14 protein-coding genes are annotated in these 12918 nt (G+C 48.2%); 9 read left to right on the top strand and 5 right to left on the bottom strand.

Annotated features, from left to right (window positions below):
- The first annotated feature begins 256 nt into the window (after positions 1–256).
- The 4 genes from N530_RS0115505 to N530_RS19120 all read left to right on the top strand — a co-directional run bounded on the left by N530_RS0115505 (position 257) and on the right by N530_RS19120 (position 3089).
- The gene (locus N530_RS0115505; RefSeq protein ID WP_026481450.1) at positions 257–1666 is read left to right on the top strand and encodes a cytochrome ubiquinol oxidase subunit I; all 1410 of its coding nucleotides are present in this window, start codon (positions 257–259) and stop codon (positions 1664–1666) included.
- Between the two features lie 11 nt (positions 1667–1677).
- Positions 1678–2679 (top strand): cytochrome d ubiquinol oxidase subunit II, encoded by a 1002-nt coding sequence (gene cydB, locus N530_RS0115500; protein WP_026481449.1) that lies wholly within the window; start codon positions 1678–1680, stop codon positions 2677–2679.
- Positions 2679–2786, top strand: coding sequence for a DUF2474 family protein (locus N530_RS19425; protein WP_081774002.1), 108 nt, complete (start codon positions 2679–2681; stop codon positions 2784–2786). The genes cydB and N530_RS19425 overlap by 1 nt, the downstream gene beginning before the upstream one ends.
- A 147-nt stretch (positions 2787–2933) precedes the next feature.
- A complete protein-coding gene (locus N530_RS19120; protein WP_018688154.1) occupies positions 2934–3089 on the top strand; it encodes a hypothetical protein in 156 nt (51 codons plus the stop codon).
- A 72-nt stretch (positions 3090–3161) separates the two neighbouring features.
- Here N530_RS19120 and cckA read toward each other — a convergent pair whose 3' ends face one another.
- Complete coding sequence (gene cckA, locus N530_RS0115485; protein ID WP_051541039.1) at positions 3162–5741, bottom strand: cell cycle histidine kinase CckA; 2580 nt, start codon at positions 5739–5741, stop codon at positions 3162–3164.
- Positions 5742–5894: 153 nt separating this feature from the next.
- Here cckA and N530_RS18745 point away from each other — a divergent pair, with 153 nt between their 5' ends.
- On the top strand, positions 5895–6707 hold the full coding sequence (locus N530_RS18745; protein ID WP_051541005.1) for a flagellar biosynthetic protein FliO: 813 nt from the start codon (positions 5895–5897) through the stop codon (positions 6705–6707).
- A gap of 60 nt (positions 6708–6767) precedes the next feature.
- Here the strand turns inward: N530_RS18745 and dksA are convergent, their stop codons facing one another.
- Complete coding sequence (gene dksA, locus N530_RS0115475) at positions 6768–7187, bottom strand: RNA polymerase-binding protein DksA (protein WP_026481447.1); 420 nt, start codon at positions 7185–7187, stop codon at positions 6768–6770.
- Positions 7188–7382: 195 nt separating this feature from the next.
- On the opposite strand from dksA, the gene N530_RS0115470 reads away from it, so the two are divergent.
- The 4 genes from N530_RS0115470 (at position 7383) to N530_RS0115455 (ending at position 11164) form a co-directional block, all read left to right on the top strand.
- Complete coding sequence (locus tag N530_RS0115470) at positions 7383–7889, top strand: histidine phosphatase family protein (protein WP_026481446.1); 507 nt, start codon at positions 7383–7385, stop codon at positions 7887–7889.
- A gap of 97 nt (positions 7890–7986) precedes the next feature.
- The gene (locus tag N530_RS0115465) at positions 7987–9435 is read left to right on the top strand and encodes a YcjX family protein (RefSeq protein ID WP_026481445.1); all 1449 of its coding nucleotides are present in this window, start codon (positions 7987–7989) and stop codon (positions 9433–9435) included.
- Positions 9432–10544 carry a YcjF family protein gene (locus N530_RS0115460; RefSeq protein WP_026481444.1) on the top strand — a complete coding sequence of 371 codons (1113 nt, stop codon included), beginning with the start codon at positions 9432–9434 and terminating at the stop codon, positions 10542–10544. Before N530_RS0115465 ends, N530_RS0115460 begins: the two co-directional genes overlap by 4 nt.
- An 86-nt stretch (positions 10545–10630) precedes the next feature.
- Positions 10631–11164, top strand: coding sequence for a hypothetical protein (locus N530_RS0115455; RefSeq protein ID WP_018688161.1), 534 nt, complete (start codon positions 10631–10633; stop codon positions 11162–11164).
- Here N530_RS0115455 and folK read toward each other — a convergent pair.
- The 3 genes from folK to folP are packed head-to-tail and all read right to left on the bottom strand — an operon-like array spanning position 11157 to position 12899.
- Positions 11157–11681, bottom strand: a complete 525-nt coding sequence (folK, locus tag N530_RS0115450; protein WP_155852017.1) for a 2-amino-4-hydroxy-6-hydroxymethyldihydropteridine diphosphokinase — start codon at positions 11679–11681, stop codon at positions 11157–11159. The genes N530_RS0115455 and folK overlap by 8 nt on opposite strands.
- The gene (gene folB / locus N530_RS0115445) at positions 11665–12024 is read right to left on the bottom strand and encodes a dihydroneopterin aldolase (protein ID WP_026317225.1); all 360 of its coding nucleotides are present in this window, start codon (positions 12022–12024) and stop codon (positions 11665–11667) included. The genes folK and folB overlap by 17 nt, the downstream gene beginning before the upstream one ends.
- Positions 12024–12899, bottom strand: coding sequence for a dihydropteroate synthase (gene folP / locus N530_RS0115440; RefSeq protein ID WP_026481442.1), 876 nt, complete (start codon positions 12897–12899; stop codon positions 12024–12026). The genes folB and folP overlap by 1 nt, the downstream gene beginning before the upstream one ends.
- Positions 12900–12918: the final 19 nt, after the last annotated feature.

Raw genomic sequence — 12918 nt, 5'->3', positions numbered from 1 at the left:
GATTTCGGTTCACTTTAAAACGAAAAGTGTAAACATACTAGCAATCTATGCGCAGCGGGTTTGAATTGACTCTCATCCCCCTATCAGGCCCAATAGTTACACTTCTAAAAATAGAACACTCGACAAATAACTGCGCGTTTTGGTCACGCTTCTTGATGCCGCATTGCTGTACTGTTCAAAATGAGCGCATAATGTTGGCGAAGTAGCATTTGAAATACAGTACAATCACTGATTACTATGGTTGTTGGAGCAAATAATGTTTGAAAACCTGTCAGCAGAAATGCTTGCCCGTGTGCAGTTTGCATTCACCATCTCTTTCCATATTATTTTCCCCGCATTTTCAATCGGCCTTGCGAGCTACCTTGCTGTTTTGAACGCGCTTTGGTTGAAAACAGACGACGAGACCTATCTAACCTTATTCAATTACTGGAAGAAAATATTCGCGGTTGCCTTCGGCATGGGCGTTGTTTCCGGTATCGTCATGTCCTACCAGTTTGGCACGAACTGGTCCGTGTTCGCAGATAAAACCGGTCCAATTTTAGGCCCGCTTATGGCCTATGAAGTTCTGTCAGCGTTCTTCCTTGAGGCAGGTTTTCTCGGCATTATGCTTTTTGGCCGAGAACGTGTCGGCAACGGCCTGCACATGTTCGCAACCGCTATGGTTGCCTTTGGAACGCTCATGTCTGCCACTTGGATTTTATCCGTTAACTCTTGGATGCAAACCCCCGCAGGCTACAGCATCAATGATATTGGGCAGTTTGTGCCAGAAGACTGGTGGTTGATCGTCTTTAATCCGTCATTCCCTTACCGTCTTGTCCATATGGTGCTTGCAGCTTATCTCACAACAGCACTTGTTGTTGGCGGTGTTGGCGCGCTTCATATCCTGCGGAACCGTAAAGACGCTCCGGCGCGGCGCATGTTCTCAATGGCCATGTGGATGCTTGTTCTTGTCGCCCCTATACAAATATTTGCAGGCGATCTGCATGGCCTTAATACGCTGGAGCATCAGCCCGCCAAGGTCATGGCAATGGAAGGCCACTTCGAAAGCCATCCAAATGGCGCGCCGCTCATTCTATTTGGTATGCCCAATGCCAAGGAACAACGCGTTGATTATGCGATTGAAATTCCAAAACTATCCAGCTTGATTTTAAAGCACGATCTTAACGCCCCATTGGCTGGCCTTGACACGATACCAAAGGCAGACCATCCGCCCGTGGCCATTGTCTTTTGGAGTTTCCGTGTGATGGTTGGGCTTGGCTTTGCAATGCTTGGCCTCGGTATCTGGAGCCTTTGGCGCAGATTTCGTGGCACATTGTATGAAGGCGCATGGCTTCAACGCGCGACAATTGTAATGGGTCCAATGGGATTTGTCGCAGTGCTAGCGGGCTGGGTAACAACAGAGGTCGGCCGCCAACCATTTACAGTTTATGGTTTGCTTCGCACCAGCGACAGCCTTGCACCCATTGCAGCGCCTGCTGTTGCCGCATCACTCACAGCCTTCATAATCGTATACTTCTTCGTTTTCGGCGCAGGCACGTTCTATCTATTGCGCATGATGAACAAACCGGCTGGCACAGCTCACCTCGGGCTTCGCGACGGACCTATCCGCAGCGCTGGTATCACGCCGGTTATGCAATCCAATTCTGACAACCAACCCAAGGCATAAGGAGCCCTAGCATGTTTGAGCTTTCATTTATTTGGGCTGGTATTATTGCCTTTGCCGTTTTGACTTATGTGATCCTTGATGGGTTCGACCTTGGTGTCGGCATCCTTTTCCCTTTCGCAAAAGGAGAAAAAGAGCGATCCACGATGATGAACTCCATCGCGCCGATTTGGGATGGGAACGAAACATGGCTGGTGCTGGGCGGCGGCGGTCTCTTTGCGGTCTTTCCTCTGGCCTATGCCGTGGTCATGCCTGCGCTCTACATGCCCATAACTTTAATGCTGCTTGCATTAATTTTCCGCGGCGTCGCTTTTGAATATCGCTGGCGAACCGTGCGCTGGAAACGCGTTTGGGATGTCGCATTTTTTGGCGGCTCGCTGCTTGCAGCTTTTATGCAAGGCATAGCACTTGGCGCATTGGTTCAAGGTGTCGAAGTCGCAAACCGTGCTTACGCTGGCGGTTGGTGGGATTGGCTCAGCCTATTTTCAATCCTAACAGGCTTTGCCGTTGTGGTCGGCTATACTTTGCTTGGTGCAACATGGCTCATTCTCAAGACAGAAGGCCCACTACAAGAACAGATGCAGCGATACGCCTATTGGCTGGCAGCTGGCACATTGGCATTTATCGGATTAGTAAGCATTTTAACACCGTTCCAGGATCCGGTATATTTCCAGCGTTGGTTTAATTTGCCCGGCAGTGTGCTCAGCGCCATCATGCCTGCAGCACTCATCGCAGCAACATTCGCACTCTACTCCGGACTGAAAACCAAGAAGGACGCACAACCATTTTTAGCAGCTCTTAGTCTGTTTGTTTTATGCTTCATCGGAATTGGTATTAGCTTTTACCCCAATATCGTTCCCCCTAGCCTAACGATCGTTGAAGCAGCGGCTCCTGATTCAAGTCTACTGTTTGCTTTAGTGGGCACCGTGGTTTTGGTGCCGCTTATTCTGGCTTATACAGCTTACGCATATTGGGTGTTTCGCGGCAAAGTTAATCCTGATGAAGGCTATCATTAATGGCCAATAGCCGCATAAAAAAACTGGCATGGTTTGCCTTCATATGGCTTTGCAGTGTGGCGGCCTTAAGCGTCGTCGCTTACGCAATAAAGCTGGTCATCCTGTAGATATGTAAATATCTGTACCAGCTCCTGTTACGCAGGCCATGCAATTATGCATAAGCAACTTGCATATATTGCACTGCACAATTGATAACCATGCGCCTATATAGGTTTCAACGAAACGAAACAATCACCTGAAACAGGAGACGGTCCATGAAATTGAAATCAGCTTTTAGCCGTATCGCCGGTGCATTCTCAACACCTACTCGTTATGAGGCTGAGAATTCTTACCTTGAGCGCTCTATTTCACTGGCAGATTTGGAACGCCGTCAGAACGAAATCGCGCGCGGCAAATTCCGCAACTACTAAGAATTTTTGAATAACTTCCAGTAACTACGCCCGAGGTTAACGCCTCGGGCGTTTTTTTATTCGCTAGCAAGGCTAGTCATCGCTTTCGAGCGTTTCCTTCACAACTGTCGCAAGCTGCTTGAGCGAGAACGGTTTAGGCAAGAAGCCAAACTTTGCACCTTCAGGTAGGTTTTTCGAGAATGCGTCTTCGGCGTATCCTGAAACGAAAATAAATTTTACATTTGGATAATCTTTGATCACTTCACGCAGGAGTGAAGGGCCGTCCATCTCTGGCATTACCACATCGGAAACAATGATATCGACTTTGCCGTCCAGTTCTTCGAGAACGTCTAGCGCCTCCATACCATCACCAGCCTCATGCACAGTATAACCGCGCGATGTCAGAGCACGAATACCGCCCATACGAACAGCGTCTTCATCTTCCACCAACAAGACAGTGGCTGAACCGGAAAGGTCTTGTTTTTTCTCTGCCTTCGCATCTGCTGGTTTAGGTTTAGCCAATTCCTCTTCACTTGGCACATAACGTGGCAAGAAGATGCGGAACGTAGTTCCCTCGCCTATCTCTGAATCAGCATAGATATAACCGCCTGTTTGCTTGATGATGCCATAGACCATCGACAGCCCTAGGCCGGTTCCTTTGCCAACTTCCTTGGTTGTAAAGAAAGGCTCAAAGATCTTCTCAAGCACATCAGGATCAATACCTGTACCGCTATCGCGAACATCAATCATCACATAATCATCGGTTTCCAGCCCGCGATAATCAAGCTCAGCAATCTCATCTGCGCTCATGTTGCGACTGGAAACGGTAAGATCACCACCATCTGGCATTGCATCACGCGCATTGACCGTCAAATTGACAATAACTTGCTCGAATTGGCCAAGATCAACTTTAACCGGCCATAGGTCGCGTCCATGATCGATAGTCAAATGGATCGTGTTCCCGATGAGACGAGACAACAGCATACGCAAATCAGCCAGAACATCCGTTAGAGACAACACTTCTGGACGCAAAGTCTGACGGCGCGAGAATGCAAGCAATTGACGCACCAGTGATGCAGCACGGTTCGCATTTTGCTTAATATTCATTATGTCTGGGAAAGACGGGTCCGTAGGGCGATGGTTTGTAAGCAACAAATCCGAAGCCATAATGATAGCGGTCAGCACGTTATTAAAGTCATGCGCGATACCACCTGCCAACTGGCCAACAGCTTGCATCTTCTGACTTTGAGCCATCTGGCCCTCAAGCGCCTTTTGTTCGGTCGTGTCCATCGCATAGACAATAGCCGCTTCTTCGCTGGCTTGATCCCCCTCAAGGCCAGCAACGCGCGCCACGGCATTTACAAACACACGAATATGTTTTTCTTCCCGTGCATTATCAGTCGTCAGAACCGTGTCGAGCGGTTCGATATTAACTTGGTTTTGTCGTGCCGCTTCAAATATCTTCTCAAAGCGCAGCTGATCACGCTTATGCACAAATTCCTCAAACTTCACACGTCGATTCAGCTCATCACTATCAGCAGCAGTGCCAAACAAGCTGGCAAAAGAAGCATTGGTTCTGATAATCCGGCCATCCCCATCAATTGCAGCAATAGCCATCGGGGTGGAATTGAAGAAACGCGTAAAACGCAGCTCTGCACTTCGTAGGTCTTGTGATTCGTTATTACCTTCGGTTCGATTAATCACAATCGTTCGTGACTGGGCAGCAACACCATCTGAATGAGTTTGCGCTCTATGTATAAGTTGGACAGGCAACCGCTCGCCGGAGCTAGCCGCCAAATCCAAATCGAGCATAGCGGTGCGTATTTTGCCAGGCTCAGCCTTAATCGCATTGATAAGCTGAAGCCCTTCCTCACTCAAAATATCATCTGTTCCAACAGAACCGGCACTAAAAGAGACAAGATCAATACCAAGCCATTCAGCAAGGGTCGCATTTAGATATTGAACGCGGTTATTTGAATCAGATGAAAAGAAGCCAACAGGCGCACGATCAAGATGATCAATCGCTTTTTGCAATTCTAGGAAATATTGTTCCTGCGCGTCACGCTCTTTGGAAATGTCGCTTAAGCGCCAAACCTTCATCGCAGTTCCATTTGGCGCCGCCATGGTACGAACAGTGGCTCTATACCAATGAGCTTCCATCTGTTTTCCATCAAGGCTCGCAGGCAGACGAAACTCTTCATTAGAATCAACTGTTTTATGGGCGTCGTTGGCTAAGCGATAAAGAGCATTCGCAGCGTCTTCATGGCGCGAAAGAACATTTTCAAGCGTGTTTAAGTCAACACTTTCTGTAACGCCCGTTAATTTGCCGTAAGCTGCATTGGCATAAACGATCGAATTATCACTATCGGTGATGCAAATACCATCATCCAAACTATTCAGAAACGTGTCGCCAATATCGTCATTTTGTTTCAAACCGCCAAATTCGACCAAACCGATGACGAGCGCAAAAAGAAAAAAGACCCCGATCATCGCCAGAACACCCAGCAAACCTAGGAGAAACCCCTCATTTATCGTATCTCGAAAAAAAGCGAGGAAGCCAAAGCTAATAAGCAGGACAGCAGCCAACATTGAAAGTCGGATGAACGCGGTCGGCTGATTTTTACGATAAACAAGCGGTTCACTGCTTTTTACCGTCGATTTACGTCCCAACATAAAATTCCCCAAAACACCCACATTCATTTCTTATAGCTTGAATCATAAAGCTGTGAGGCGCAAAAGCCCCTTATCCATAAAAATTTGTAAATAGTCAGACATCTTGATAGCAATCGCTGACTTAAGAACTTCAGGCAAGAAAGGATTTCATTCATGTTTGAATGGTTAGCCGAGCAATTTGGTGAGCAAACTGCGCTCATTATATATTATTTCGTTATTTTTGTCGCGCTAATCATTGCGGTATTTATTCTTCGTTGGCTTTGGAAAACGATGTCAGGCGGCACTTTCGTGCACGGCGCAAAGAGTGAGCGCCGCCTTGCTGTTGTTGATGCAACAGCTGTGGACAGCCGCAGACGTTTGGTTCTGGTGCGCCGTGACAATGTCGAACATCTCGTGATGATCGGCGGCATGAGCGATGTGCTGATTGAAAGTAACATTGGTGAACCCAAAACATCGCCTGCACCGCAGCGCGAGGAAAGAGCCGCTAAAGTTCGCCCGCAAGAGAGCAGCAAAGCTGCCCCCATTGCGGCAGCACCTTTAATAGCAGCAGCGGCACCTGCCGCGTCTAATTCTCCGCGAGAAAAAGCGTCAGAACCAGCAGTTGAAACACTTGTCGCTTCAGTGCCTGACGTAAGCCATGAGGCGGCCCCAACGATAGAGCCTCAAGTTCAACGTTCGACACCAACAACCCCGCCTGCTCCACTGGTTAAAGAGCCTCAAAATCTTGAGCCGACGATTGAAATTGCTACAAATGAAGTGTTCAGCGAACATGATTTCGATCTTGATATTTCAGCCAGTGATTTGACCGCAGGCATCGAAAAACCTTCCCGCACGGTCAATACGTTCGAGCCAACGGTGGATTTTCCGTCGGACAAAATCGAGCGCGCAAATAATGATGAAGCGCGAGAACCAATGGAAGATGAAATGGAAGCCTTGCTCAACAAGCTGACAAGCTCTGATAAGTAGACATAAAAAAGCCCGCTGAAACAATCAGCGGGCTTTATTTTTTAGCTAAAGACTTAATCTTTAATCGTCACGATAAACTTTTTCGCGGCGCTCGTGGCGTTCTTGCGCTTCAAGAGACAAAGTCGCGATTGGACGAGCATCAAGCCGTTTAACACCAATCGGTTCACCCGTTTCTTCACAATAACCATAAGTACCATCATCAACACGGCGCAATGCTGAATCAATTTTATTAATCAGCTTACGTTGACGATCACGTGCCCGCAGCTCGATAGACCGATCAGATTCAGAAGATGCTCTATCAGCAACATCTGGATGATTCGAACTTTCACGCTGCAGATGATCTATAGTTTCGCGCGATTCACGCAAAAGATCTGCACGCCATTTCACTAATTTATCTCGAAAATATGCCCGCATCCGATCATTCATGAACGGTTCTTTATCGTCGGGGAAATAATCCGCAATGCGAATTTCGTCTGCCATTCACCTACTCCCAGCAAATCGATATTGGGCGGTGTATACGCATAGCTTAGTCATGGAACAAGTGAAGATTGAGTGAAAATGATTCTAAGCTTTATTCTCACACAACATATGCTGGTCACATCTCACAAATGTTAATTGAAATCTGACATTATAACGTCTATCGATTGACTATAATTTAAGCAGGATAAGAACCATATGAGCCGACTGTTTCTGTTTCGTCACGCAAAAGCGAGCTGGGCTGAGCCTGGCATGCGGGATTTCAACAGAAAGCTGTCGCCAGAAGGCATCGAAGAAGCTCAACGCGTTGGCGTCGCATTGCGCAAGCGCGGTCTTATTCCAACTCAAATTATTTGTTCTGCCGCAGATCGCGCGCGTGAAACCTTTGATGCTATCGACCAAAATGATGGTTGGCGCGAAAATGTCACCTTCACAGACACGCTCTATTCTACCGATGCCCCCGGCTATCTGGAAGTTGCGTCTGAAATGGGACGTGATGGCGATCTGATGTTAATCGGCCATAACCCGATGCTTGAAGATCTTGCGATAGCATTGGGTCAAACAGGCAATGACGAAGCTTACACCCATATCAATATGGGATTTGGCACAGCCTGCGTCGCAATATTAAAGTTCGACGGCCCTATGAGCAATATTCAAGAAACAAAGTGGACGCTGGAAGATTATTTGCGGCCACGCGATTTGTAACGCTTAATCATTATAGCAATTACTTTTTTGAAATGTGCCCATAGTGTAACTACTTTATAAGAAGGTCGTTTTCGTTTGTGCACAAAGGTTGAATAGTTTGGCTTCTCTGACTTCACTAGGAGATGAAGCGCTTATCGCGCTGGACACGGTTTCCGAGCGCGCTACGAGCTTTTTTTATCCCAATGTACGATTAGGCGTTACGGGCCTATCCAGAGCGGGAAAATCCGTATTCATTTCAGCATTGGTACATAATTTGATTCATGGCGGGCGTATGCCGCTTTTTGAACCTGCCCATAACAACCGAATTTCTAAAGCCTATCTTGAGCCGCAACCTGATGACGGTGTGCCGCGCTTTGCCTATGAAAAACACATTGAAGACCTCATTAAAAATCAAATATGGCCTGAATCAACGCGCGCCGTATCGCAGCTGCGTTTAACAATTGAATATGAAACCGCATCAGGATGGGGACGCTTTTTTTCCCGCAACAAGCTCCATTTGGACATCGTCGATTATCCCGGCGAATGGCTTCTCGATCTGCCACTGCTGCGTAAAGATTTTGCGACATTCTCGCGCGAATCCATCGCCCGTGCAAAAAGTGAGAAACGCACTGAAATCGCGAGCGAATTCCTAGACTTAGCAGATAAGCTTGAATCAAATGCTGAAGCAGATGAAACAGCTGTCAGAGAACTTTCAGACAGCTTCAAAACCTATCTTGCTAATTGCCGCAAGGATGAGCTAGCGCTTTCCACATTGCCGCCCGGACGGTTCTTAATGCCAGGAGATATGGAAGGCTCGCCTGCCCTGACATTTGCACCGCTCACCAATGTTACAGACCACGCAGAGCCGGGCTCCATTCAAGCAATGATGGAGCGGCGCTATGAAGCTTATAAAACACTGGTCGTTAAACCATTTTTCCGTGAACACATCACGCGCCTTGATCATCAAATTGTTTTGATTGATGCGATGCAAGCCATCAATGCTGGCCCTGATGCCGTCGCCGATTTAGAGCGCGCCTTAGTTGAAATCATGAGTTGCTTCCGCCCGGGCGCGGGTAATTTACTGACATCGCTATGGCAACGGCGCATCGACAAAATACTTGTTGCGGCAACAAAAGCCGACCATTTGCACCACGAAAGCCATGACCGGCTAGAAGCTGTTGTCGACCGACTGGTGAAAAATGTGACTGTCTCAGCAGGCTTTGCCAACGCATCAATAGAAACCGTGGCTATGGCTGCCGTGCGCGCCACCAAAGAAGCCACGATTGATGATGGCGGCGAAAAATTACCGGTCGTCGTCGGCATACCGGCCAAAGGCGAACGTATCGGCGATGAAATATTTGACGGCATACGCCAAACCGCCGTTTTTCCTGGCGATCTGCCCGATGACCCAGAAGCATTATTCCGCATGGAAAGTATGCCGCAGCAACGATTTGTCCGCTTCAAGCCACCCAAAGTTGAGCGCACCGCCGAAGGCATAACGCTTTCATTACCGCATATTCGTCTTGATAAAGCGCTACAGTTCCTCTTGGGAGATCGCCTCCAGTGAGTAAGCAACCTTCCGATTCTCGCAAGCCACGCGCATTTTCTGTACCCGCAGAGGCTAATCAGGTAAGTAATCCAGACGTCGAAAAAGCAAAGCCAAAGCCGCGCAAACCACGGTCCATACCTGCCTCGCCTACACTGAATTATGAAAAGACTGATGAAGCCTTTTTTGCAGCAGAAGAGCGCGGTGAACTGGATGCATTAGCACCGCCGCCGCCGCAAAAGCGGTTGCGAAAAAGCCGTATAAAATTTGGCACCCTCGCAACAGCGGCGCTTGGCTTTCTCATATCTGCTTCTTTGGGCTTGTGGCTTGAAAATTTGATATCCGATTTAGCCGCACAAAATCTTTGGCTGGGCCGTGCAGCCATGTTTGCTGCGGCTTTGTTCGTGCTGGGTGTCTTGGCTTTCGTAATACGCGAGCTGCGCGGCATTTGGAAAATCCGCTCCGTATCCAAGTTGCGCGAGCGTATTGAGGCTGCCCTATCGGAAAACAAACCCAAAGAAATCAACAACGTAACAAAAGAACTTGAATCACATTTTGAAGGCCATCCCAAAACGGCCCATGGCCGCAGCATTTTGAATGCGAATAAAAATGAAGTCATGGATGCACAAGATCGTTATGCCTTGACCGAACGCGAATTACTTGCAGGTCTTGACCGTGAGGCACGCCAAATCGTGATGAACTCAGCCAAACGCGTTTCCGTTGTCACAGCAGTGTCTCCGCGCGCTATCGTCGATATAGGCTATGTTCTTTATGAAAACATTCGGCTGATACGCGTTATGTGCGAACATTATGGTGGGCGCAGTGGCCTTGTTGGTACATTCAGCTTGCTGCGCCGTGTCGTCGCGCATTTGGCTGTCACAGGCTCTATCGCTATTGGTGACGGCATCATCCAGCAACTTTTAGGCCATGGACTGGCCGCCAAACTATCTGCCCGTTTAGGTGAAGGCGTTATTAATGGTTTAATGACCGCAAGAGTTGGCTTATCGGCGATCGATGTGTGCCGTCCGGCACCATTTCATGCGCTCGAAAGGCCAAAAATCTCTGATTTCGCCGCGAACCTCACCTCCATGAGCAATTTAAAGCCCCAGCAAAACGAACCAAATAAATAGCATGCGCACGGCCTAAAAAAAGGATGCGTTAACCATTTCTGTTCATGATTGCACGATGATTCCAATCCATTCAGGAAGAGTTTTCAATGTTTGTTCGTTTTGTTGCCTCGTGTCTATCTATCGCCGCCATTGCTACAACAAGCCTACCGGCGCATGCGGACGCAAAACGCGATTCAAAATTTCTCAATAAAATTGAAGGCTCTTGGCGTGGCCCAGGCGAAATCGTCGCTGGCAAATATAAGGGCACAAAGTTCACCTGTGACCTTGATGGATCAACACCGGATAAAGACCTAGGCATGGCACTTAAAGGCACATGCCGCGTCGGTATTTTCAGCCAAAGAATGGAAGCAACGGTTACCCGCAAGGGTAAAACCTACAAGGGTGCATTTCTGGATGGTGCACTTGGCGAAGGTCTTGATGTAACAGCTGGCAATGTAACCAGCGACCGGATCGTTCTCACATTGAAACGCAAAGATTTAAACGGCGCTATGCTTGCGCGTCTTGCAAACGACAATAAGCTCAATGTCACTGTTTCTGTACGCGTTGGACAAGACCTTGTGCCTGTCATCGGCATGAGCCTTAACCGCATCGACAATATGGCTGTTGGCTCAATTAAGTAATAGGCAGCGTCAGTTCTTGCGCCGCAACCTCAATGCCCGCAAGATCTAGCTCTTTAGCATAATCAGCAATGGTACGGCCCAGCACGGTGCGGTCAGCCGCAATATCCATCAATGGCACAATCACAAATGAACGTTCCGCCATGCGCGGATGCGGAACCGTTAGCCGTTCAGTCGCAACTGTTGTGTCGCCATATACGAGCAAATCCAGATCAAGCGTTCTTGGCCCCCAGCGCACATCACGCACCCTGCCCCGCAAACGCTCAACGGCGAGCAATTGATCAAGCAAAACCTCCGGCATAAGCGACGTTTTAATCTCAGCACAGGCGTTAAAAAACCAGTCTTGATCGGTCACGCCCCAAGGTGGTGTCTTATAAATTTTAGAAATTTTAGTGACACGGCATTGCGCGTTCGTCTGTAAAGCATCAATGGCAAACTGCATTGACGCACACACATCACCAACATTACCACCAAGCCCAATCAGAGCAGATGTTTCGGCACGATCAGGGCTTATAGACAACGCGAACCTCTACATAATCCAATACACCCGGCACAGGAGCATTGGGTTTACGTACTGTAATATCCGCCTCTTTAATTTGCGGGAACTCGTCGCAAAGCGATTTTCCAATTTCCAAAGCAATGGCTTCAATCAAATAGCGCCGTTCGCCAGCGATGATTTTTTCAATTTCGATGAATGCACGCCCGTAATCCACGGTGCCTTCAATGGAATCGTTTTCCAGTGCATTGCCCGGATCAACTTGCAAAACAGCATCCACGTAAAAACGCTGACCAAGGAATTCCTCCTGATCATAGACCCCGTGGCGTGCAAAAAACGCGCAGTTTTTCATGCGGATTTCATATATCAAGGTTCAAACCTCCCTGCTGAACGTTGGCCGGTAACAATCAAAGCATCAGCAAGCTTTAATGCATCCGCATTTATTTTTATATCATGGACACGAAAGATCGCAGCGCCATTTTTACGTAAAATCGCCGTCGTTGCCGCCGTTGCGATATCACGGTCTTGCGGCTCGCGCCCCGTAATCGCCCCTAGAAAACGTTTTCTGCTGGTTCCAATCAGAAACGGCAATCCAAAAACATGCAATTCATCAAAACGTGCCATCAATTCCAGATTGATATCAGTGGTTTCCTTGCCGAAACCAAACCCCGGATCAAGCATGATCTGATTTTCATTCAATCCCGCTTGCTCTGCGATCTTTAAAGACTTGTCAAAATATTGCTTTTGATCTTCGATCACATCATCCAGAACGGTTCTGTCGCGATTGGTGTGCATGATAACGATGCCCGCACCATAATCGGCTGCGACACGTGCAATATCAGGCTCCTTTTGAAGCCCCCACACATCGTTGACAATGTGCGCACCGGCAGCCAAGCCTTTTTCAGCAGTGGAAGCACGGTATGTATCAAGAGAAATTAAAATATCAGGCGATGCTTCAAGAATAGCCTTCAGCGCTGGCATTAAGCGCGCTTGTTCTTCATCACAATCAACTGATTTTGCGTTCGGCTTGGTGCTTTCGGCGCCGATATCGACAATCAAAGCGCCATCATTGACCATTTTCAGTGCTTGGTCAGCCGCAGCTCGCGGGTCGGCAAATTGCCCACCATCAGAAAAGCTATCAGGCGTGACATTCACAACGCCCATCAAATGACCGCGCGGACCAAGCTCTACAGTTTGATCCGACGCGATATGCCATTGTCTTTTGCGGAACGGGTCAAGCATAGCCGCCCCTCACTATAAT

Origin of the sequence: Ahrensia sp. 13_GOM-1096m, from assembly GCF_000620605.1 — a bacterium.
In the GTDB taxonomy this organism is placed as follows: domain Bacteria; phylum Pseudomonadota; class Alphaproteobacteria; order Rhizobiales; family Rhizobiaceae; genus Ahrensia; species Ahrensia kielensis.
This window is presented reverse-complemented; position numbering and strand designations above follow the sequence as displayed.

What these genes read in the sequence shown, in the direction of transcription:
- N530_RS0115505 (WP_026481450.1), top strand. Translation starts at nt 257, where the DNA reads ATGTTTGAAAACCTGTCAGCAGAAATGCTTGCCCGTGTGCAGTTTGCA.
- cydB (WP_026481449.1), top strand. Translation starts at nt 1,678, where the DNA reads ATGTTTGAGCTTTCATTTATTTGGGCTGGTATTATTGCCTTTGCCGTT.
- N530_RS19425 (WP_081774002.1), top strand. Translation starts at nt 2,679, where the DNA reads ATGGCCAATAGCCGCATAAAAAAACTGGCATGGTTTGCCTTCATATGG.
- N530_RS19120 (WP_018688154.1), top strand. Translation starts at nt 2,934, where the DNA reads ATGAAATTGAAATCAGCTTTTAGCCGTATCGCCGGTGCATTCTCAACA.
- cckA (WP_051541039.1), bottom strand. Translation starts at nt 5,741, where the DNA reads ATGTTGGGACGTAAATCGACGGTAAAAAGCAGTGAACCGCTTGTTTAT.
- N530_RS18745 (WP_051541005.1), top strand. Translation starts at nt 5,895, where the DNA reads ATGTTTGAATGGTTAGCCGAGCAATTTGGTGAGCAAACTGCGCTCATT.
- dksA (WP_026481447.1), bottom strand. Translation starts at nt 7,187, where the DNA reads ATGGCAGACGAAATTCGCATTGCGGATTATTTCCCCGACGATAAAGAA.
- N530_RS0115470 (WP_026481446.1), top strand. Translation starts at nt 7,383, where the DNA reads ATGAGCCGACTGTTTCTGTTTCGTCACGCAAAAGCGAGCTGGGCTGAG.
- N530_RS0115455 (WP_018688161.1), top strand. Translation starts at nt 10,631, where the DNA reads ATGTTTGTTCGTTTTGTTGCCTCGTGTCTATCTATCGCCGCCATTGCT.
- folP (WP_026481442.1), bottom strand. Translation starts at nt 12,899, where the DNA reads ATGCTTGACCCGTTCCGCAAAAGACAATGGCATATCGCGTCGGATCAA.